The following is a 19607-nucleotide window of genomic DNA, read 5'->3' as shown; positions in this document are numbered from 1 at the left end:
GCAGCGGATAGCTCTACCACCTGTGTTTCCAGCCGTGGGTCAAAGGGTTGAACCAAATTGAGAATGATTGACTCTGCTTCTTGAACTGGTAGCATTGCCTATTAAGTATCAAAGATGAACGATGTAGCACTATTGTATGAAGGACAAAGTGAAGGACTTGCGCTGTGGTGGGCGTGAAATCTTCCCTAATTATCCTCTTAATCAATGGTAGGTTTTAGCTTTCATCGGAAATTTCGATTCTGATTCGTTCATCTTCTGTTCCGACTCTTTCATCCACGAACAACTTTTAGCTTTCATCCCGTGACTAGATCAATTATCGATAGATTACGATTAGGGTTATCCGTAGGCATTGCCAAAACCGTCACCGCTCTGGTTCGGTTATTAAACCTAGGGGCAGCAAGTGTTCTGCCTGGAGCAATTGCCCGTCGTCTCCAGCCTCAAGTCCTGCCGTTACTATTAGCTCAGGTCAGACAAGGTGTCATTCTAATTGTTGGTACTAACGGTAAAACTACCACCTCTTTACTCCTGTGCACTATCCTTGAGAGCCAAGGTTGGCGAGTGGCTCACAATGGGACTGGGGCAAATTTGATTAATGGCTTAGTGACCGCACTCCTAGTTAATACCAATGGGATTGGTCAGTTGGATGCTGACTACGCCCTTTTGGAAGTGGATGAAAATGTGCTGCCCTTGGTATTGCTTGATTGTCAGCCTAAATTTATTTTGGGCTTAAACCTGTTTCGTGACCAGCTCGATCGTTATGGGGAAGTGGATACTATTAGCCGTCGCTGGCAAAATGCGATCGCTCCCTTACCGGAGGAAACCGTTGTGGTCTTAAACGGCGATGACCCTACCCTTTCTTACCTGGGTCAACAGTTACCCCAGAGAGTCCTTTTCTTTGGGTTAAGTGAGCCAGATGTCTATCTTGATGAAATTCCCCATGCTGTTGACTCAATTTACTGCCCCAGTTGTGGACATCCCCTGGACTATGAGGGTGTTTATCTGTCCCATCTAGGAGACTATCACTGTCCTCAATGTGGCTTTAGTAAACCTCAACTCGCAGTCAATAGTAGCCAGTGGCCACAAATATTAATTGGTATCTATAACAAATACAATACATTGGCAGCGGGATTACTAGCCATAGAGATGGGAATTGACCGGGATACCATCTACAACAGTATTAAAACCTTCCGCGCTGCCTTTGGACGAGCAGAAGAATTAGTTGTGGATGGGAAGCAGGTTCGGATTCTGTTATCCAAAAATCCAGTAGGGATGAATGAAACGATTCGAGCTGTTAATGACTTGCAAAAACAAGGTGGAGCATCCACTAAGCTAGTGGTACTCAATGACCGAACCCCTGATGGCACAGATGTGTCTTGGATTTGGGATGTGGATACAGAAAAATTAGTGAACTCAGGGGGAACTGTGGTAGTCAGTGGCGATCGCGTTTATGATATGGCACTCCGTCTAGAATACAGCCAGAATCAAGACCAGAGTCAAGACCAGAATCAAGACCAGAATCAAGACCAGAATCAAGACCAGACTAATTGCGAATTGATTATTAAAGAAGATTTAGCAGAAGCGATCGCTACCGCTTTGGAACAAACTCCAGATCATGAAACCCTTCATATTTTGCCTACTTATTCTGCCATGTTGGAAGTGCGGGGACTTTTGACTGGGCGCAAAATTTTGTAGGTATTTTTAAGGGAGATAATTGGAAAGTTTATTAAGTCCTGACTCATTAAAAATTCTGCCAAAATAAATCTATACCCCCAGTAGGAGCCGATGAAGAAACCATGACTCAAAGTATTGACCCGGTTGTTTTACCTCCTCCTTTCCCAGATCACACCCAACTACCAGAATCAGATGGAAGTTTTGCCAAAAATTTTCATAAACATCCCCAAAGCATCTTACTTACAGATTCCATTGGACCAGTTTTACAGCAAATTCATCCCGATGGACACTATGCCATTGGACAAGACTGTGGTATCTATTGGCGAGAAACTGACCCACCCGAAAAAGGAGCAGAAGCTCCTGACTGGTTTTATGTTCCCAACGTTCCGCCTAAGTTAGATGGTGAAATTCGCCGTTCCTACGTTATATGGCGAGAATATATCGCTCCTTTAATTGCTCTTGAATTTGCCAGTGGGAACGGGGAAGAAGAACGAGACCAAACTCCTCTATCCCGAAGTGAGCAAGGAAAAGTCACTAAACCAGGCAAATTTTGGGTTTATGAGCAGATTATACGCATTGCCTATTACGGCATCTATGAAATCAAAACCGGTAACTTGGAGGTCTATGAATTCCTTAAAGGTTTCTATCACAAAATGAAGCCCAACGAGCGAGGTCATTATCCCATTGAACCATTAGGAATCGAATTGGGATTGTGGCAGGAAACCTATCAAAATCAAAACCAACTCTGGTTAAGGTGGTGGGATAACCAAGGTAATCTATTGCTGATTGGTAATGAGCGGGCTGAAGTGGAACATGCACGAGCTCAAAAAGCTGAACAGGCAATCTTCGAGGCTGTGCCCCGTTTCCTGAAGATGGGACTAACAGTGGAACAGGTGGCAGAAGCCCTTAGCTTGAGTGTAGAACAGGTACGAGAACAAGTTGAGGGTTGAATAACTGTAAAAAGTCATGAGCATTATTAAACAAACCACCGAATGGTTAGAAACCAACTGGGTTAATCCCGCCTATGGAGGTTTGCTTTTAGCAGGTATTGCCATCTGTTTCTTTGGCGCTGCCACCAATACAATGGCAGGATGGCTCTATGTGATCAGTGCGATTATTTTTGCCCTACTGGTAATTGCCGTTATCTTGCCAGTGCGATCGCTTAACCATCTATCAGTACGCCGACGTCCGATCTCACCGGTCAGTGTGGGAGACCAGTTAACCATTGAACTAGAAATCGAAAACCCCACCCTCGGACCTCAAAGCCTATTACAAATTCAGGATATGCTCCCACCAGAACTCGGAGCAATGACCAAAACACCAGTAGCTAGCATTCCAGCCCAAAGTGTCCATCGCTGGGTTTATTACCATCCCACCGCCAAACGAGGAGTCTATCGGTGGCACCAGGTACAATTGAGAACTGCCACACCCTTGGGATTATTTTGGTGCCGTCGCCGTCGATATGTTAGCGCTAGGGCAGTAGTTTATCCCACTGTACTTCCCCTTACTCGCTGTCCCCTAGTGGATGAAATTGGTAAAGAGGACAGTATGCAAGTCCAAAGCGATCGCAAATCTCAATCACTTAGCCAAGACCTTACCAAAGCACTACGACCTTACCGAGTTGGTGACCCTACCCGTCTGATTCACTGGCGCACCAGTGCTCGTTACGGTGAATTACTGGTACGGGAGTTAGAAGTATTGACTGGTTCTCAAGAAATTATCATCTGCCTCGATAGCTCCAGTCAATGGCATCCGGAAGACTTTGAACAAGCCGTTATTGCTGCTGCTTCTATTTACTCCTATGCTTGTCGGACTCAGCCAAATGTCAAATTATGGACACCGAGAACAGGGTTATTGCACGGTAACTCAGTAGTGTTAGAAGCCCTTGCTGCCACCCAAGCCGGAGTTGATGGGAAAGCTGAAGAGCAACCCTATTTACCTCCTTATCTACCCTTGATCTGGCTGACTCAAAATCCTGTTAGTCTTAACTCCCTACCCCCTGGAAGTCGTTGCTTACTTTGGCCAAAAGATGTATCCGTGGTAAACCCAGTCCCACAACTCAAACGCAATAGTGTGGGAATTGTAATTAATACGACTGAGCCCCTAAAACCCCAGTTACAGCAACCGATCCCATAGCCAATAAGCTGTGGAACGCAACGAATTATGAACGTATTAATGGTCGTGTTGTTTGCAGTCTGGTCTTCTGATTTAGGGTAAACGATAGGGTTTTGGTATTTATTAGCACCAATTCAACCGATCGAACAATTATCCTAAACATATGTATCGCTATCCCAACGATCAACAAATATCCGATTTACCTGTAAGACAGTACGATACAATTCTAAGAACTCTTTCACAACTCAATTTTACTAAATGACTACATCACCAATAGCTAATCAAGCCAGTGATAGTAAACTGGAGGCGATGCAAAACTTTGCTCAGACTTATGCTCAGCGCACTGACACTTACTTCTGTGTTGACCCAAGCGTAACTGCTGTGGTGATTGAGGGACTTGCCAAACACAAAGAAGAACTCGGTGCTCCCTTATGCCCTTGCCGCCATTATGAAGACAAAGAAGCAGAGGTGAAAGCTACCTTCTGGAATTGCCCTTGTGTGCCCATGCGGGAACGCAAGGAGTGCCACTGTATGTTATTTTTGACTCCGGATAACGATTTTGCCGGTGATAAGCAAGAAATTTCCCTAGACGAAATTAAAGCTGCGCGAGATAGCATGGCATGACAGCCATAGTACTACCTGAAGAATTTTGGCAGGGTGTCGATCAATTTAATCAGCAAGAGTTTTACGCTTGTCACGACACCCTTGAAGCTTTATGGATAGAAGCAGTTGAGCCGCAAAAGCGATTTTATCAAGGTATTTTACAAATATCTGTTGCCTGCTACCACCTAGGTAATCTAAACTGGCGTGGTGCAGTGGTTTTACTCGGTGAAGGGATCGGACGTCTCAGTAACTATCAACCAGACTATGGGGGGATTGATGTCACTGAGCTACTATCTCAAAGTGTTAATCTCCTACAGGCATTGCAAAACTTTGGCTCAGAGCAAGTTGCTGATTTTGTTAGACAGTTAGAGGCGGCTGACAGCAATGATGTTGTAGTTAGTGGTGAAGGGGTTAGGGGTTTTCCAAAACTCAAGGGAGTTGATGGTTAACAACTAATGGTTAACCATTAACTTGTTAACCATTAGTTGTTAGCACATGCTTTGAAAGGATGAGAAACTTTGTTGGTGGCTAGTCGTCAAAACTAAAACACGTGCCTTAGAGCAAAAAGCCCATTTTCATTCCCAAGCTATGGCTGGATTTGCTTAAACTAGTAGGCAGAACAGCTTATTGGTATTCGAGATCAGTCATCACACACAACAGCATGAAGTCCGACCTTAAATATACTAACCGATTAAGGCATAATCTAGGTCTAAGATTATTCTTGCCAGTTACCTTGGTAGGTGCGATCGCATTACCAACTTTCCTGAACAGCCCCCAAGCAAAAGCCCAAAATAAACCATCAGCAGCTGATGGAAGTGCCTTGACGGTTCGCTCTGATGTCCAGGAAGCTAACTCCAAAACTGGCGTAGTCACAGCCCGTGGCAATGTCCAAATTAACTATCCCGCTCGCCAAATACAAGCAACTGCAGCCCAAGCCCAATACTTCAGCCGTGAGCGCCGTCTGGTTCTCAATGGTAATGTTTTTGTGTTGCAGGAGGGCAATAGTATTCAGGGTGAAACCATTACCTATTTGATTGATGAAGGACGCTTTGTAGCCCTGCCTCAACAGAACCAACAGGTAGAATCAATTTACATCGTTACTGACTCAGACAGCACCACATCACCTGCTCCAGGGCTTCCCTAACTACATAAAACACTACCATCAGCCATTATGGCTTAAAAACTAGATCTTAATTGATAGAATAGCCTGCAACCACTTCTGGTCATTTACTGGTCATTGGTCAATTACTAAGGATATAAGGATTATGGACTATTGACTAATGACTGATTCAAGGTGCTATCCGTGAAAATACTATTAGATAATATCCATAAGTCCTATGGCAGGCGCAGTGTTGTCAGTCGCGTTAATCTTTCCGTTGCCCAAGGGGAAGTTGTAGGGTTGCTTGGTCCTAATGGTGCTGGTAAAACTACAACCTTTTACATTGCCACTGGTCTAGAAAAACCCAATCTGGGTACAGTTTGGCTAGATGATCAAGATATCACTGGCATGCCGATCAATCGGCGAGCGCAGCTAGGTATTGGTTATCTGGCTCAGGAAGCGAGTATCTTCCGCCACCTTAGTGTTCGGGACAATATTCAATTAGTCTTAGAACAAACTGGTGTGCCTCGTGGTGAGTGGGGATTAAGAATGCATTACTTACTCCAAGAGTTTCGTTTGGAAAAAGTCGCCAATACCTTGGGTAATCAAGTGTCTGGAGGAGAGAGACGTCGAACAGAACTGGCAAGAGCCTTAGCTGTTGGTTCACTTGGACCGAAGTTCTTATTCTTGGATGAGCCATTTGCTGGTGTCGATCCCATTGCTGTGTCAGAGATTCAAAAAATTATGGCTCGATTACGCGATCGCCAAATGGGAATTCTGGTGACTGACCACAATGTAAGAGAAACCCTAGCGATTACTGACCGCGCCTACATTATGCGAGAAGGACAAATCCTGGCTGCCGGGAGTGCTGAAGAACTTTATGATAATCCTTTAGTACGTAAGTATTACTTAGGGACAGGGTTTCAACGATAAAAGAAGCTATTAAAAATTAATTTAGTGATTAGCACATCATGAAATTTGGTAAATCCAAGTCCATCATTGCACTAATGCCTGGCTTATCAGTGATGGATCGGTACATCGTATTTGAGCTAATCCCACCACTGCTGTTTGGTATAGGTGCTTTTTCATCACTTGGTGTAGCTATTGGAACCCTATTTGAGTTGGTTCGCAAAGTTACTGAAGCAGGATTACCACTGGGAATTGCACTTCAAGTGCTACTGTTGCAGATACCCCAGTTTATTTCCTATGCTTTACCAATGTCGATGCTCCTAGCTGCTCTGATGGCATACTCTCGCCTCAGTAGCGATAGTGAGTTGATTGCCATGCGTAGCTTTGGGGTAAGCATCTACCGACTCGTAATACCTGCTGTAGTGGTGAGTTTGCTCGTTACAAGTCTGACATTTGTATTTAATGAATTAGTGGTTCCTGCGGCTAACTACCAGTCCAAAATCACCTTAGATAAAGCGCTCAAAAAAGAAAGACCATCTTTTCAGGAAAGGAACATATTTTATCCCGAATATCAAAAAGTAAAGCTACCCAATGGCAAAAAAGTAAACAAAATTAAGCGTTGGTTCTACGCCGAGCAATTTGATGGTAAGCAGATGAGAGGCTTGACAATTTTAGACTTTTCTCAGACCGGTCTAGAACAAATTGTTACCTCTGAGTCTGCCGTTTGGAACCCCACTGAAAATTTATGGGATTTTTTAGATGGAACCATCTATATTATATCTCCCGATGCTTCTTACCGCAATATCCTCAGATTTCAAAAACAAAAGCTACAACTTCCTAGAACACCTTTGGATTTGGCAAAAAAAAATCGTGACTATGGTGAAATGAACATTGCTCAGTCTCTAGAGCGTTTGGAGGTATTACGCCATAGTGGTAATGCTAAAAAAATCCGTAAACTTAGGATCAGAATTCAACAAAAAATATCTTTTCCCTTTGTTTGTCTAGTTTTTGGTTTAGTGGGAGCCTCCTTGGGAACTCGTCCTCAACGTACAGGTAAAGCAACCAGTTTCGGCATTAGTGTTTTAGTGATTTTTTCTTACTACTTATTAGGATTTATAACGAATGCCCTAGGTCTAGTTAACATTTTCTCTCCTTTGATGGCAGCCTGGTTGCCTAATTTATTTGGACTAGGTGCGGGAGGATTGTTGTTATATAGGGCTGCCCGATAGGTAGGCTCGATAGCTAGGTAGTTATTGTTGCTAATTGTAAATTGCTAATTGTAAACCTGAATCCGTTGATTAGAGGCTAGCATCAAGTTACAGCGAAGCTGAAATATTTAACATCGTTGAAACCTGCCATGTCTTATCGTCATCAACCTCCTGCCTACCTCCGCTATTGGAAAGCTCAACTACAACCTTTGGGACGACCAGCATTTTGGGGAGCAGCTGTCTTGTTATCCCTAATGTTGTGGTTTGTCCGGGAATACTGGAACCGTCCAGAATTGTTAAGGGCAATTGGGATCAATCAAGTGGCTGACACTGATACTCCCACCGTTGAACCAACCCTGTCTTCTGAAGATGATGAACTAGCAGCAACGTTGGCTGATATTGATAATTCTGCCGTGCTATTAGCAGAGCTCGAAGCGCTAAGTGCTATATCAGTACCACCACAGCAAACCAATAAAGCCAGAAAGTCTAAAACCAAAAATTCGGAAGGGTTATTTACTCAAGTTATTCAGCAGACAAAAGCTAACTCCCAAGCAACATCACCTTTACTAACGCCAAACGTCCAACCTCAGCAGTCCTCAAAAGCCAGAAATCCGTTTGTTACATCTACAAACGATTTGTTTAATATCCCTCCTGTTCCTGGGACTGGCTTACTGACCAATCCTAACTCTGTTAATCAGAGATCTTTATCCTCAAGCACACTGAACCAGACTAATTCTGTATTGGGGTTGGGTTCCTTCAATTCCCCCTACACTAATCCAGCCGAGTTACCAGTCAGCCCTTTACAGGAAGCCTTGAATAGGCTTAATGCTGCTAAGTCTAATACCGGTAATAGCAAAGCTCAACTACCCGCTAACATATTGCCTTCAAACATCTCCTATGGAAACAGGGGAGTTCTCGAACAACGGAACTCAGGAACTCAGGAAATTAAAGCTAGGGGGGGAATACCGTTGAGTGCAACTGGCAATCAAGCATTACCGACTCCCTCCTATCCAGGACAAATTACCTATCCTGGGGTAACAACACCAGGTTTAACCGGCAACAGGAATTTCTCGACCACACCCACAACAGCTCCTTATCCAGGACAAATTAATTATCCTGGAGTCAATCTACCTCGAACAAGGAACGATAGAACTTTTCCGACAACACCTACAGTACCTACAGTTCCTCTCAATTCCAACACCTACTCTAGTCCATTCCGGCAAGCTACCGGTGTACCAACGGCAGCACCGCTTACACCAGTAGCACCGCAAGGAACTAGTAAATTGGGGCAATTTTCTACCCAGTCTACTAGTCAAAATCAGTTTTTCAATCAGCCTCAGTTAAAGTCTAAGCTTGAACCAAGTCAGCTGAGGCGACCTAAAATTATCATTTCCAATCCTTGACATTCCCCGGTATCCCATACGCGGAGATTCTCCCTTAATAAATTTTGGTTAATCGACTCGCCCTAACCTGACAGCTTGACAGCAACCAAGGGCTTAGGGCAAATCTTCCCAAGGATTGCCCTTAAATGTAGACTTGCACGTTCGGTTCATCGACCCAGTTTCTGGCATGGCCTGTCGTAAAAAGTTTGCTCAAAACCTCTGTTGATCGGGTTACCAACTTAAAACACTCAAGTGTCAACTAAAATATTTAATGATTGCCTCAGCAAACTCAGAACACTTCAGGGGAGGTTCTACGGGTGGAGTCATCATCCGGGCTAGGTCATAAGTAACTTCCCGGTTAGCGATCGCATCTGATATCCCCTTCTTAATCAAATCAGCAGCTTCTTGCCAACCCATATACTCTAGCATCATCACTCCTGATAAAATCACAGAGCCTGGATTGACCCGGTCTAGACCCGCATGTTTGGGAGCTGTGCCATGGGTGGCTTCAAAAATCGCACACGTGTCACCAATATTAGCTCCTGGACCCATACCTAATCCACCAACCATAGCAGCAGCAGCATCGGATAGGTAATCACCATTGAGATTCATCGTGGCCAGAATAGAGTATTCCGCTGGTCGAGTCTGGATTTGTTGGAAAATGCTGTCCGCAATCCGGTCATTGACCATCACCTTATCTTGCCATTGACCTTGCCCATGGGTGTCCCATATGGAATTAAGGACATTTTCCACTTCCTGGATCACTTTCGCCTGTTTTTCTGGGGTCAAGGCATCATAACCGGGTTCAATCGCGCGAGCATTATCTTCCAGGGTAATGTCAGGATTTTGCTCTTTGTTGCTGAGAATCCAAGATTCCCGTTCAGTTATACATTCTGCTCGAAACTCTGTGGTTGTTAGTTCATAACCCCAGTCCCGGAACGCGCCTTCGGTATACTTCATAATATTCCCCTTATGTACCAAAGTCACCATCTGCTTAGGCTTAGGTAGCCTGAGGGCATGTTGGATGGCGCGGCGCACTAAACGCTGGGAGCCAGTTTTACTGATGGGTTTAATGCCAATACCAGCATCTAAGGGAATCTGTTTTTTGCCATGTTCTGGAGTCGCTGGGATTAGATCCTGATTGAGTAAAGTAATCAATTTTTCACCAACTTCGCTTCCTTTGGGCCATTCAATACCCAAGTAGATATCTTCTGTATTTTCCCGATAGACAATTACATCCAGTTTCTCTGGAGTTTTGTGGGGAGAGGGGGTTCCTGGGTAGTACTTACAGGGACGCACACAGGCGTAGAGGTCATTAATTTGCCGCAGGGCAACATTGAGAGAGCGCATACCACCACCCACAGGAGTTGTCAAGGGTCCTTTGATAGCAATGCCGTATTCTTTGATGGCATTTAGGGTGTCTTGGGGTAAATACTGATAAGTACCGTACTTTTCGCAAGCTTCGTCACCCGCATAGATTTTAAACCAGCTGATGCTGCGATCGGCACCATAGGCGCATTCGACCGCTGCATCAATTACCTTCTGGGCAGCTGGCCAGATATCGACGCCAGTACCATCTCCGCGAATAAACGGAATAATTGGGTTGTCAGGAACAATGGGTTGACCATCCTTGTAGGTAATGGCAGAACCAGTCTGGCAAGGGGAGATTTTCTCGTACATAAAGTAGTTTTAATGAATTTCAGATGGAAGTTGGCAATAGACCTATAGTCAGAAAACTACCAGATCTCCTGCATTGGGCTTGAGACATTAAGCTTTTTTGCTGATCAACCCCAGGTAGATGGTAGTTGAGGTAAAGTCTATCTATAGGGGGATGGCAAAAAATATACCCTAGTTAATCTTCTCATTAAGATGATTACTAATTGACAGGGCAAGAGTGACAGAAAGAGCAGGTAGTTGTTGAGCTTTCTTCCCGAAAATTCCCATTTCTGGGTATTAGCATAAGTGAACGTAGTTCAAGTTCAAAGCTTTGATGAAGTTATTACACCATGGCTCAACTGTTTGAAATCAGCCTTTATGCTGAAATAGGGGTTCTATAGCTTAAGTTCTCCTGTAATAGGAAGGTGTTCAACTGTTTTACAACAGTCAGCCAAGGCTGCTTTGTGCAGCGCCATCGCTCCTAAAAAATTGCTTGGGTGATGTGTCAATAGTTAGGGCTTCAACACCGAAACTTACAGTGTTATTAGCATAGATTCTGCCTATGGTCAATCGAATTACGATCAAAAGATATGGTGTATTGTTTGTCTGAGTGGGCCTTTCACAGACTTCCAGCCAGATGGCAGCAGCATCAATTCATGACCAATTGGCAGGAGTGTTTGTAGAAAAGGTGGCTCCAGAAAGAATATGAAAAAGATTTTAGTTGTTGACGATGATAAAACCCTGCTAACTCTTTTGAAGCGCTACCTGGAACATCGAGGATACCAGGTAGAACAAGTGTGTTCGGGAACTGAAGCCTTAGAAGCTTGTGTCAAAAATCCACCGGATTTGGTAGTTTCTGATGTGCTGATGCCGGAGATGGATGGTCTAGAGTTTTGCCGTCGTCTGAGAAACATTCCCAATGGTAGGCTGATGCCATTTATTTTTTTGTCTAGCAAAGCAGAATTAGAAGACCGTATTAATGGTCATTCTATGGGAGCAGATGATTATTTAACTAAACCAGTTGCTCCGAGAGAATTAGAGGCAAAAATAGAAGCACTGCTAGAGCGCTCGCACCGTATCCATGCTGAAATTGTCCGGTTGATGCAGCAAGCTACTGCTATAGCTCCTGGCCATTTAGCTAACCAATTATCAACCTCAGCATCTGCTGAGAATTCTAAAACTTTGGCTCAGGTAGGGGCAAAACCTAAACCTCTACCCTTGACACCAGCAGAAGAACGAGTATTTTGGCAAGTTATTCAGGGGTTAACCAACAAAGAAATAAGCGATCGCCTATTTATCAGCCCTCGTACTGTGCAGACTCACCTCAGTAGCATACTCCATAAGTTGAAACTACATAATCGTAGCCAATTGGTGCGCTTTGCCTATGAGCAGGGATACAAACGTCCCAAGGAGTAGACATGAAAGGAATTTTCCCTCAAACGGCGAAATCGGGTTTATTGGTCAATCTTCAATTGTGACGGAGCTGCCTTGTATTTATACTTCCCACAGAAATCAACTGAGCTTTTATTTAACTATCAGCTATCACCCATCTGCCAATTTCCTAACTGCTGACCTAGACAAGCTAACCCCTCACAGTTTAACTGATCAGCTTTCAACTTCTTCCGCAACCAGTGTCCGGTCTACCGGACGGTCGGTGGTGAGAGGTCAGATGAACTGAAGTAAAATCGCCGCCAAAATGGGTTATCGATTTTGAGCAAAAGTTTGAGCCTATGTGTACTAGGACTGCCCTTTTCCATGAACGGAAGATTCAACGAATTGCGGACAGGGTTTTCCGGAACTTCAGATAAGTCTTTTTTAGTATATAACTGGAACCGAAATCAGCTAAGGCACTTTTGCTTCGCTCAAACCGTTGACCCAGTAGGCAGTGTTAGCTAGCAATCGGAACATCGAAGCACTGGGGATCTCAGAGAATCCCCTCGGTTATAGAAAAAATATTCTGGTGTGGTGGAATCGTTAACTCGAATCGCGCTTGCTCCCCTTTTTCAAAGAAGTAAGGAGAGGATGTAAGCGGCGAACGAAGAATGAGTGAGCAATTTTTTGGATATGTTTTCAGAATCCGATTTACATCGCCTGTATAATAGTATTGGTTCCTGAACTGGCCTACTAACTAAAAGCCAACAGTTACCATATATCAGAGCTTGGTAAATCTGTCAAACCCCCTGACCCTCTTGGTAAAAAATCCAATCAACATCGTAGACGGCAAATTAGAAATCAGCTCCTTCGGGGCGAGGGAGCTAGCCTTGGTAGTAGAGAAACCTACTACCGAAGTAAGTCCTTTTAACTCAGAACTCTCTGGCTGACTCACTCAGAACTATTTTCAAGTTAGATGACTGGAATTTACACTGCAGATGAATTACAACAGCTGATCACCCAGGAGTCAGAGCGATGGCGACCACTGGTATTTACTAATGGGTGTTTTGATCTACTACACATTGGTCATGTCCGTTACTTAAAGATTGCCAAATCCTTGGGTTCGTCTCTAGTGGTCGGGCTAAATAGTGATCAATCAGTAAACCGCATTAAACCATCACAGCCAGGATATCCTTCCCGACCACTGGTTCCTGAAATACAGAGGGCAGAAATTCTGGCAACTCTCAAACCCGTAGATGGGGTAGTGATTTTTGCTGAAACCACAGCTAATCGTTTAATTGAAGCACTGCAACCAGAGGTGTACGTTAAAGGGGGTGACTACACTTTATCCACTTTACCAGAAGCCAAAATTGTTCAATCCTACGGGGGGCGGATTGAGTTAGTCCAGGTTGAATTTCCTACCTCCACTACTCAAATCATTAACCGCATTCTTCAGGCTCGATAAGCAGGTGAGAATAGAGAATGGTTGAAATTTGGTAAGTTGTTGTGCTTGTAAATTGATTATTTGTCAATTTTGGAAAAAACTTTTTATACCCTCGGATGTTGTCTCTCCCTCACCGGTATCTCCCTATCTACTTCAGTATAGGCTGGCTTACATTAGGCATGATAGCACGCTTACATTAGGTACTAAGCACGCTTAAACACTTACACGCTTAACTATTAACCATTAACCAAAGCCAACACCTAACCCATAACCCCTAACAATTAACCTGCAAGTTAATTGTTCCACCAGGTTATGAGTGAAGCACCGCTACAGACAATTGACGGACTAGGCTCGGTGAAATTTTGGCACAAGTTCTTGATCGTAAAAGGTTTAAGCTTAGACAATTATAAGCTTTAAGGTTGTATACAAGCGGTTCCTTGCCGTAGTCTAGGTTAAAAGCATCAACTTGCTTGACTCTCGACTTTAAAAGCTATCACATTCAACCTTCTTGAGTGCAACCTCAAACCCTACCCTTCATGAGCGATCAAACGGCCCGGTTCCCAGCAGAAGTCTCTAACACAGTTGCCGAACTCCAGCGCCAGCTAAAGTCTAGTTCTGAAAAAAAACAACAGGCTTTGATTCAGGAACTTGCCAGCACTGGCACTGCCGGGTTAGACGTGTTAATGGAATTTTTACAGGAGCAACATGCCAACCCGACTATCCTCAGTGCTGGTTTTGCCTATCAAGCCCTCCATCAAGCCAATATGCCCAAAACCAATGAATTTCTGCAAACTTATTTTCCTACTGGGGTTGTACCCCTACGTTCTGAAGCAGGCATTGATTACACACCCGTGCAACAGCTGCTAGTTAAACAAGACTTTCTCGCAGCTGACCGTCTTACTCTCGAAAAACTCTGTGAGTTAGCAGGAGCTGCTGCTGTACAGAGAAGATGGCTGTATTTTTCGGAAGTAGACAATTTCCCGATTACGGATTTGCAAACTATTGATATCTTGTGGGTTATTCACTCTCAAGGCAAATTTGGATTTTCTGTGCAGCGGGAGCTTTGGTTGTCTTTAGGCAAGAACTGGGAAAAACTTTGGCCAAAAATTGGTTGGAAAACTGGCAATCGCTGGACCCGATATCCCCATGAGTTTATCTGGGATCTCAGTGCACCAAAAGGTCATTTGCCTCTTTCGAATCAGCTCAGAGGTGTTCGGGTATTTTCCTCTTTGCTTTCTCATCCAGCTTGGTCTACTCAGACATCACTCCCATAAGCGGTCAGGAACGAAACAACCGCAAAAATGCTTCTGATACCAAAAAAAATGGCATTATTTAAGCATTTATTTTCCTGAGAATTTGTTTACTTCACTACTCTATCTGGGAACCTTAAGTGTTGTGGGTAGCACTACAGTAGCCAGTGGACTGTGGTGCTACCAAAGGTAACCATGGGGAATGGGTTGGTTATGGCAAAAGAAAATCAAATTTTTTGTACTTTGGATGGTTTGACTGCTAAAGAACGGGAAAAAAAACGACTGAAAACTCTTCGGGATTTAGGTCTACTCGAAGCAGAAACAGTACCAGTTTTCGACGAGGCAACTCAGACTACTGCCAGATTTTTAGATGTGCCTATCTGCATTTTGGGCTTTATGGTACAAACGCAACAGCACATCAAATCAGCTGTGGGATTATCTAGAATCGGGCTAATGAATCGAGTGGCACAGTCCCGTCAGTTGCCCCGTAGTGAATGCTTTTGTAGCTATGTAGTAGATAGTCATCAAATGTTGGCGATTAATGATACAGTCGCCAACCCTGTCTTTGCTAGTAGTGTACTGGTTCACCACTACGGTATCCGTTCTTACTTAGGTGCACCACTGTTAACTGCTGACGGAGAGTGTTTAGGTACCCTAGCAGTTATGGATTTAGTACCTCGCAATTTTACCACCAAAGATTATGAGTTTTTGGCAATTACCGCTCGCTGGAGTCTCAGTGAATTTGAGCGGAATCATTTTTTGAAAAAAGAGCGTGACCGCTTTGTTAACTGGCTAACTAACTCTTCAACAGAGCCTCAGCACTCTCAGGAAGTCGAGTCTGATCGCCAAACTTCTAGCCCTAGGAATGTCTCTCTAGATGGGATAGCTGGTTTTAACTCAGTTCACACCATTAAGTACAAATTACTAACTCAGCTGACACAGGAATTGCGCACACCTCTAACATCGATTATGGGAATGGCTAGTGTATTAAGTCGCCAAGTTTATGGGTCTTTGACTGATAAACAAAAAGAATATCTAGAAATTGTTTATTGCAGTGGTCGTCAGCTGGTCTTGATGGTTGATGAAATTCTTTGCTTGGGGATTTTTGATGAAAACAGCGAACAACTAAATTTAACTGCTGTAGATATTGAAATGCTCTGTCAACAAGCAATGAACAATTTAGCACAGATAGCCCAGCAACATCGACAAAAGTTGCATCTATCTGTAGAGCCAGGTAATCGCATCTGGTTTCTGGATAAAGAAAAGGTACGACAAATGCTATATTACCTCATATTCAGTGTGATTTACTCGGCTGAGGCAGGGGGTGAAGTACGCATCCATGTCTCTCGAAAAACTGATTTGGAGAGGGCTAATGTCGTGTCTTTGAAAATCGCGGTTTGGGTTTCTCACCCCTGGCTCGGAGATGGTCTACCTCAGATGTACGGACAAATTTATGAGTTACCGTTACAATCCCCCTCAGCAGCAGCAGCGGTTGCTAATGCTTTAGAAACCCCATTCATCACTGAAGCACTGGGAATAAGTGAACTACCTTCGAGTTCAAACTTCCTCTGTGACAATCAGTTTTTATCCAGTTCTTTTGATCCAGAAACTACTAGTTGGGGTTCTGAATCGGAAAAAAGACCTCAGAATAGTGAATCTCGTGAAAGTTTAGGGCTATTACTAAGCTGCCATTTAGCTAAACGCCATAGAGGAAAAATTTCTGTTCAAGGTTTGCCAGAGTTAGGGTATCGGTACGTGATTACTTTACCGCAATTAGAGTCTCCTGATCAAAACTGTTAAACCACTGTTCCGATTCATTGACTCATATGTTAAACTAATCTAGGCAACGGTACTGTCAAGGTGATCTAGCCATCAGACCTAGACCGTATTTATCAAAAAAACTCATAAATAGAAGACTAACGGCTGATAAAGGTTGCTCAGTTAATAAATTATTTAATTTTGCTTAGTCTTTCTGAAGTGGTCGATAGCAAAAGTGCTAAAGACCCCCTGAGAACGCCAGCTTTTCGGGAAGCGTCGAAAAGTTTTTTAGTATTTGGTGAAGGAATCCTGATATAAAATCAAAGATTATAGATGAGGTGGGTTCAAATAAAAAATAGACAATGAATTCAGCATGGGCTAAGTTTACTCTTTCAAATTTACAGCTGTATCGGTGGCGAGGCACTAGCTATTTGTATCGCCTGGTAGGACTCCTAGATGCTTGGCGTCAGAGTAGCTTGCTCCTACAGTGGTCTGACCCAATAGGAGCGATGATAGTTGCTCTGGTGTTAAGTTTAGCTCCTTTTGTTTCCAATGCTCTAGTAGGCATCTTGTTAATTGCAAGTGCAGGGTTATGGGTATTGCTAACCTTATCCGATGATATAGGAAAGCCGAAGGTAAGCCCCATTCATCTGTTAGTTTTTTTGTACTGGAGTGTTGCCACTATAGCCACCGCACTCTCTCCGGTGAAAGGGGCTGCCTCTAGTGGTTTGGTAAAATTAACCCTTTATTTGTTCTTTTTTGCCCTGATGGCAAGGGTATTACGTTCTCGTCCCCTTCGTAGCTGGATTATTACCCTCTTTCTCCATATCTCACTAATTGTCAGTATTTACGGCTTGCGGCAGTGGTTTTTTGGGGCTGAAGCATTAGCTACCTGGGTAGACCCCACTTCAGCAGCAGCAAAACTGACGCGGGTTTATAGTTATCTGGGCAACCCGAATTTACTAGCTGGTTATCTGATCCCAGCAGTAGCATTGAGTTTGGCAGCAGTATTTGTCTGGCAGGGTTTGCTCCCCAAAGCCTTAGCACTGACGATGGTAGTCGTGAATTCAATTTGTCTAGTGCTAACCTTTAGTCGGGGTGGATGGATTGGTTTTGTTGTTTGTATTTTCGTCTTCTTGATCCTGCTGGTGTATTGGTACAGTGTGCAGTTGCCCCCTAAATTACGCCCTTGGGCAATGCCAGCACTATTAAGCAGTTGTGCTGGGGTGATGCTTCTCGCCGTCATGTTTGTTCCAGCTATACGCGATCGCATTGCTAGTATTTTTGTTGGTCGGGAAGATAGTAGTAACAACTTCCGCATGAATGTTTGGTCTGCGGTGATGGACATGATTCGTGACCGACCCATCATTGGCATTGGTCCAGGTAACAACGCCTTCAACAAAATCTATCCCCTTTTCCAACGCCCCAAATATACCGCCCTCAGTGCCTATTCCATTTTCCTAGAAACTGCCGTAGAAATGGGTTTGATCGGGATGTTATGTTTCCTTTGGTTGCTGATAGTCACCTTCAACCAAGGCATGCAACAACTGAGTCGTCTGAGAAATTTAGCGAACCGTCAGGGATTTTGGCTGATGGGAGCCATTGCCACCATGTCAGGAATGCTCGCCCATGGTCTGGTAGATACCGTTTGGTACCGTCCTCAAGTGCAGACCCTATGGTGGCTAGTCGTCGCCATTATTGCCAGTTTCTATGTCAATCCAAATTCTGACCCGTCAAAAGTTTAAAGTTTGCAGGTTGCTTTGCAGGTTGCAGGTTACAAGTTACCAAGTTACAGGTTGCTAGTTTTGTGCTGACCAAACAACCTTCAACCTACCCTACGGGAACGCCAAGAGCGAACAACCTTCAACCTTCAACCTACCAACCTTCAACCTTCAACCTTCAACCTTCAACCTTCAACCTACCAACCAACTAACCAACCTTGGCCTTTCGGCCACGCGATCGCGTTCAACCTTCAATAACGTTTAATAGCCCTTGCCATATCTCGCTGATCCTGACGCCTCTTGATCGTCTCCCGCTTATCATGGAGCTTTTTCCCTCTGCCCAAACCAATGCTGACTTTAACCAAGCCGCGCTTCAAATAAATCTTTAAGGGGACAAGGGTTAAACCTTGCTGTTCTAATTTACCGGTGAGCTTATTGATTTCCTTACGGTGCAGCAGTAGTTTTCGGCTGCGACGGGGGTCATGATTAAAATATTCGTTGATTTTTTGGTACGGAGAGATATGGACATTGAGCAGCCAGGCTTCCCCACCACGAATCAACCCATAGCCATCCCGCAAGTTGACCTTGCCAACTCGGATAGACTTCACCTCCGTTCCCTTTAACTCAATCCCAGCCTCGTAAGTCTCTAAAATTTCGTAGCGGAAACGAGCTTGTCGATTATCACTAATAACTTTATAACTTTCACCTTTATCACTCATAGTGTTGCCACTCCCACAGGCTTGCAGTTATCTAACTCTAGCGCCTGAGGTTAGAACTGGCGACAACGCGAAACTATTAACTTTTATGAAGATATTGACATTTACCTGAAAAACGGTAAAAATAGATACAGAAACATAAAATCGTTCATCTCTTCATGAATTAACCATAGGTGAGCAAGCTTCATGGAGAGACGGAAGTAAGGATGAATCCTGAAGGAACGCGCCTCTTATCACTACACTCACATTATGAGGCGAAGACTATGAAACTTTCTTATCGCGGTGTTAGCTACCAACACCATCCTTGCGAAGTTTCCACCACAGCAGTTGACTTTGCTGGCAAGTACCGGGGACTGAATTACCGATTGGGTAGTGCCCATCCTTTAACACTTGTGCAAGACAAAGTCAACCTCAAATATCGTGGCGTTTCTTATTAAGTGACATACTCCCACACTGACCTATCGGTTCAGTGTGGGCTTCTTGCCAACTCCGCCCATTGGTTAGGATACAAGGCCGTAGGCCACGCGGGGCGCGTTCGGCAAGCTTTATTAACGATACGGTCAGAAGTTACCGCAAGAATAGGGCAGCCTTTATGGTTAGTCGGCTATGGGTAAAGAGTTAAAACTTTATGATTAAGGCAAGAGACGAAACCTTAGATAAGGTCGCCTTTATAACAATAGTTTTAAACCTTTTCTGCATAACCT

19 protein-coding genes and 1 riboswitch are annotated in these 19607 nt (G+C 44.0%); of the genes, 17 read left to right on the top strand and 2 right to left on the bottom strand.

Annotated features, from left to right (window positions below; all coding sequences use genetic code 11):
• Positions 1 to 300 precede the first annotated feature (300 nt).
• The 9 genes from F6K37_RS10530 (at position 301) to F6K37_RS10490 (ending at position 9008) form a co-directional block, all read left to right on the top strand.
• Positions 301 to 1692, top strand: a complete 1392-nt coding sequence (locus F6K37_RS10530; RefSeq protein WP_287249995.1) for a Mur ligase family protein — start codon at positions 301 to 303, stop codon at positions 1690 to 1692.
• A gap of 101 nt (positions 1693 to 1793) precedes the next feature.
• The gene (locus F6K37_RS10525) at positions 1794 to 2621 is read left to right on the top strand and encodes a Uma2 family endonuclease (protein ID WP_008182476.1); all 828 of its coding nucleotides are present in this window, start codon (positions 1794 to 1796) and stop codon (positions 2619 to 2621) included.
• Positions 2622 to 2637: 16 nt separating this feature from the next.
• Entirely contained in the window at positions 2638 to 3807 is a 1170-nt protein-coding gene (locus F6K37_RS10520) for a DUF58 domain-containing protein (protein ID WP_008182478.1), read from the top strand.
• A 237-nt stretch (positions 3808 to 4044) separates the two neighbouring features.
• Positions 4045 to 4410, top strand: coding sequence for a ferredoxin-thioredoxin reductase catalytic domain-containing protein (locus F6K37_RS10515; RefSeq protein ID WP_008182480.1), 366 nt, complete (start codon positions 4045 to 4047; stop codon positions 4408 to 4410).
• Positions 4407 to 4838, top strand: coding sequence for a DUF309 domain-containing protein (locus F6K37_RS10510; RefSeq protein ID WP_008182483.1), 432 nt, complete (start codon positions 4407 to 4409; stop codon positions 4836 to 4838). Before F6K37_RS10515 ends, F6K37_RS10510 begins: the two co-directional genes overlap by 4 nt.
• Positions 4839 to 5050: 212 nt before the next feature.
• Complete coding sequence (locus tag F6K37_RS10505; protein ID WP_044492664.1) at positions 5051 to 5533, top strand: LptA/OstA family protein; 483 nt, start codon at positions 5051 to 5053, stop codon at positions 5531 to 5533.
• A gap of 159 nt (positions 5534 to 5692) precedes the next feature.
• On the top strand, positions 5693 to 6421 hold the full coding sequence (lptB, locus tag F6K37_RS10500; protein ID WP_008182487.1) for an LPS export ABC transporter ATP-binding protein: 729 nt from the start codon (positions 5693 to 5695) through the stop codon (positions 6419 to 6421).
• 38 nt (positions 6422 to 6459) lie between these two features.
• Positions 6460 to 7626, top strand: a complete 1167-nt coding sequence (locus F6K37_RS10495; protein ID WP_008182489.1) for an LptF/LptG family permease — start codon at positions 6460 to 6462, stop codon at positions 7624 to 7626.
• Positions 7627 to 7754: 128 nt separating this feature from the next.
• The gene (locus F6K37_RS10490) at positions 7755 to 9008 is read left to right on the top strand and encodes a hypothetical protein (protein ID WP_044492666.1); all 1254 of its coding nucleotides are present in this window, start codon (positions 7755 to 7757) and stop codon (positions 9006 to 9008) included.
• A 234-nt stretch (positions 9009 to 9242) separates the two neighbouring features.
• Here the strand turns inward: F6K37_RS10490 and F6K37_RS10485 are convergent, their stop codons facing one another.
• Positions 9243 to 10667, bottom strand: a complete 1425-nt coding sequence (locus F6K37_RS10485; RefSeq protein ID WP_008182493.1) for an NADP-dependent isocitrate dehydrogenase — start codon at positions 10665 to 10667, stop codon at positions 9243 to 9245.
• A gap of 681 nt (positions 10668 to 11348) precedes the next feature.
• Between F6K37_RS10485 and F6K37_RS10480 the strand changes: the two genes are divergently transcribed.
• From F6K37_RS10480 to F6K37_RS10450, 7 genes are all read left to right on the top strand, one after another.
• On the top strand, positions 11349 to 12059 hold the full coding sequence (locus F6K37_RS10480; protein ID WP_008182494.1) for a response regulator transcription factor: 711 nt from the start codon (positions 11349 to 11351) through the stop codon (positions 12057 to 12059).
• A 773-nt stretch (positions 12060 to 12832) separates the two neighbouring features.
• Positions 12833 to 12964 (top strand): hypothetical protein, encoded by a 132-nt coding sequence (locus F6K37_RS10475; RefSeq protein ID WP_267872017.1) that lies wholly within the window; start codon positions 12833 to 12835, stop codon positions 12962 to 12964.
• 26 nt (positions 12965 to 12990) lie between these two features.
• A complete protein-coding gene (locus tag F6K37_RS10470) occupies positions 12991 to 13479 on the top strand; it encodes an adenylyltransferase/cytidyltransferase family protein (protein WP_008182497.1) in 489 nt (162 codons plus the stop codon).
• A gap of 515 nt (positions 13480 to 13994) precedes the next feature.
• Positions 13995 to 14732, top strand: a complete 738-nt coding sequence (locus tag F6K37_RS10465; protein WP_044492691.1) for a GUN4 domain-containing protein — start codon at positions 13995 to 13997, stop codon at positions 14730 to 14732.
• A gap of 189 nt (positions 14733 to 14921) precedes the next feature.
• Positions 14922 to 16508 carry a GAF domain-containing sensor histidine kinase gene (locus tag F6K37_RS10460; RefSeq protein ID WP_287249987.1) on the top strand — a complete coding sequence of 529 codons (1587 nt, stop codon included), beginning with the start codon at positions 14922 to 14924 and terminating at the stop codon, positions 16506 to 16508.
• A gap of 320 nt (positions 16509 to 16828) precedes the next feature.
• A complete protein-coding gene (locus tag F6K37_RS10455; RefSeq protein WP_008182505.1) occupies positions 16829 to 18211 on the top strand; it encodes an IctB family putative bicarbonate transporter in 1383 nt (460 codons plus the stop codon).
• 62 nt (positions 18212 to 18273) lie between these two features.
• On the top strand, positions 18274 to 18399 hold the full coding sequence (locus F6K37_RS10450) for a hypothetical protein (protein WP_267872018.1): 126 nt from the start codon (positions 18274 to 18276) through the stop codon (positions 18397 to 18399).
• Positions 18400 to 18438: 39 nt separating this feature from the next.
• On the opposite strand, the gene smpB is transcribed toward F6K37_RS10450, so the two are convergent.
• Positions 18439 to 18906 carry an SsrA-binding protein SmpB gene (smpB, locus tag F6K37_RS10445; RefSeq protein WP_287249984.1) on the bottom strand — a complete coding sequence of 156 codons (468 nt, stop codon included), beginning with the start codon at positions 18904 to 18906 and terminating at the stop codon, positions 18439 to 18441.
• A gap of 140 nt (positions 18907 to 19046) precedes the next feature.
• A riboswitch (Glutamine riboswitch) is annotated at positions 19047 to 19131 on the top strand.
• 35 nt (positions 19132 to 19166) lie between these two features.
• On the opposite strand from smpB, the gene F6K37_RS10440 reads away from it, so the two are divergent.
• Positions 19167 to 19340: a DUF4278 domain-containing protein gene (locus F6K37_RS10440; protein WP_287249983.1), complete on the top strand. Its 174-nt coding sequence runs from the start codon at positions 19167 to 19169 to the stop codon at positions 19338 to 19340.
• Positions 19341 to 19607 lie beyond the last annotated feature (267 nt).

Origin of the sequence: Moorena sp. SIO4E2 (assembly GCF_010671945.1) — a bacterium.
GTDB classification, from domain to species: domain Bacteria; phylum Cyanobacteriota; class Cyanobacteriia; order Cyanobacteriales; family Coleofasciculaceae; genus Moorena; species Moorena producens.
Note: the sequence above shows the minus strand (reverse complement) of the source record. Positions and strands in the feature narration are given on the sequence as shown.

Bases quoted from the DNA above. Each gene is read 5' to 3' on its own strand.
- F6K37_RS10525 (WP_008182476.1), top strand. From the start codon at position 1,794: ATGACTCAAAGTATTGACCCGGTTGTTTTACCTCCTCCTTTCCCAGAT.
- F6K37_RS10520 (WP_008182478.1), top strand. From the start codon at position 2,638: ATGAGCATTATTAAACAAACCACCGAATGGTTAGAAACCAACTGGGTT.
- F6K37_RS10515 (WP_008182480.1), top strand. From the start codon at position 4,045: ATGACTACATCACCAATAGCTAATCAAGCCAGTGATAGTAAACTGGAG.
- F6K37_RS10510 (WP_008182483.1), top strand. From the start codon at position 4,407: ATGACAGCCATAGTACTACCTGAAGAATTTTGGCAGGGTGTCGATCAA.
- F6K37_RS10505 (WP_044492664.1), top strand. From the start codon at position 5,051: ATGAAGTCCGACCTTAAATATACTAACCGATTAAGGCATAATCTAGGT.
- F6K37_RS10495 (WP_008182489.1), top strand. From the start codon at position 6,460: ATGAAATTTGGTAAATCCAAGTCCATCATTGCACTAATGCCTGGCTTA.
- F6K37_RS10490 (WP_044492666.1), top strand. From the start codon at position 7,755: ATGTCTTATCGTCATCAACCTCCTGCCTACCTCCGCTATTGGAAAGCT.
- F6K37_RS10485 (WP_008182493.1), bottom strand. From the start codon at position 10,667: ATGTACGAGAAAATCTCCCCTTGCCAGACTGGTTCTGCCATTACCTAC.
- F6K37_RS10480 (WP_008182494.1), top strand. From the start codon at position 11,349: ATGAAAAAGATTTTAGTTGTTGACGATGATAAAACCCTGCTAACTCTT.
- F6K37_RS10470 (WP_008182497.1), top strand. From the start codon at position 12,991: ATGACTGGAATTTACACTGCAGATGAATTACAACAGCTGATCACCCAG.
- F6K37_RS10465 (WP_044492691.1), top strand. From the start codon at position 13,995: ATGAGCGATCAAACGGCCCGGTTCCCAGCAGAAGTCTCTAACACAGTT.
- F6K37_RS10460 (WP_287249987.1), top strand. From the start codon at position 14,922: ATGGCAAAAGAAAATCAAATTTTTTGTACTTTGGATGGTTTGACTGCT.
- F6K37_RS10455 (WP_008182505.1), top strand. From the start codon at position 16,829: ATGAATTCAGCATGGGCTAAGTTTACTCTTTCAAATTTACAGCTGTAT.
- smpB (WP_287249984.1), bottom strand. From the start codon at position 18,906: ATGAGTGATAAAGGTGAAAGTTATAAAGTTATTAGTGATAATCGACAA.
- F6K37_RS10440 (WP_287249983.1), top strand. From the start codon at position 19,167: ATGAAACTTTCTTATCGCGGTGTTAGCTACCAACACCATCCTTGCGAA.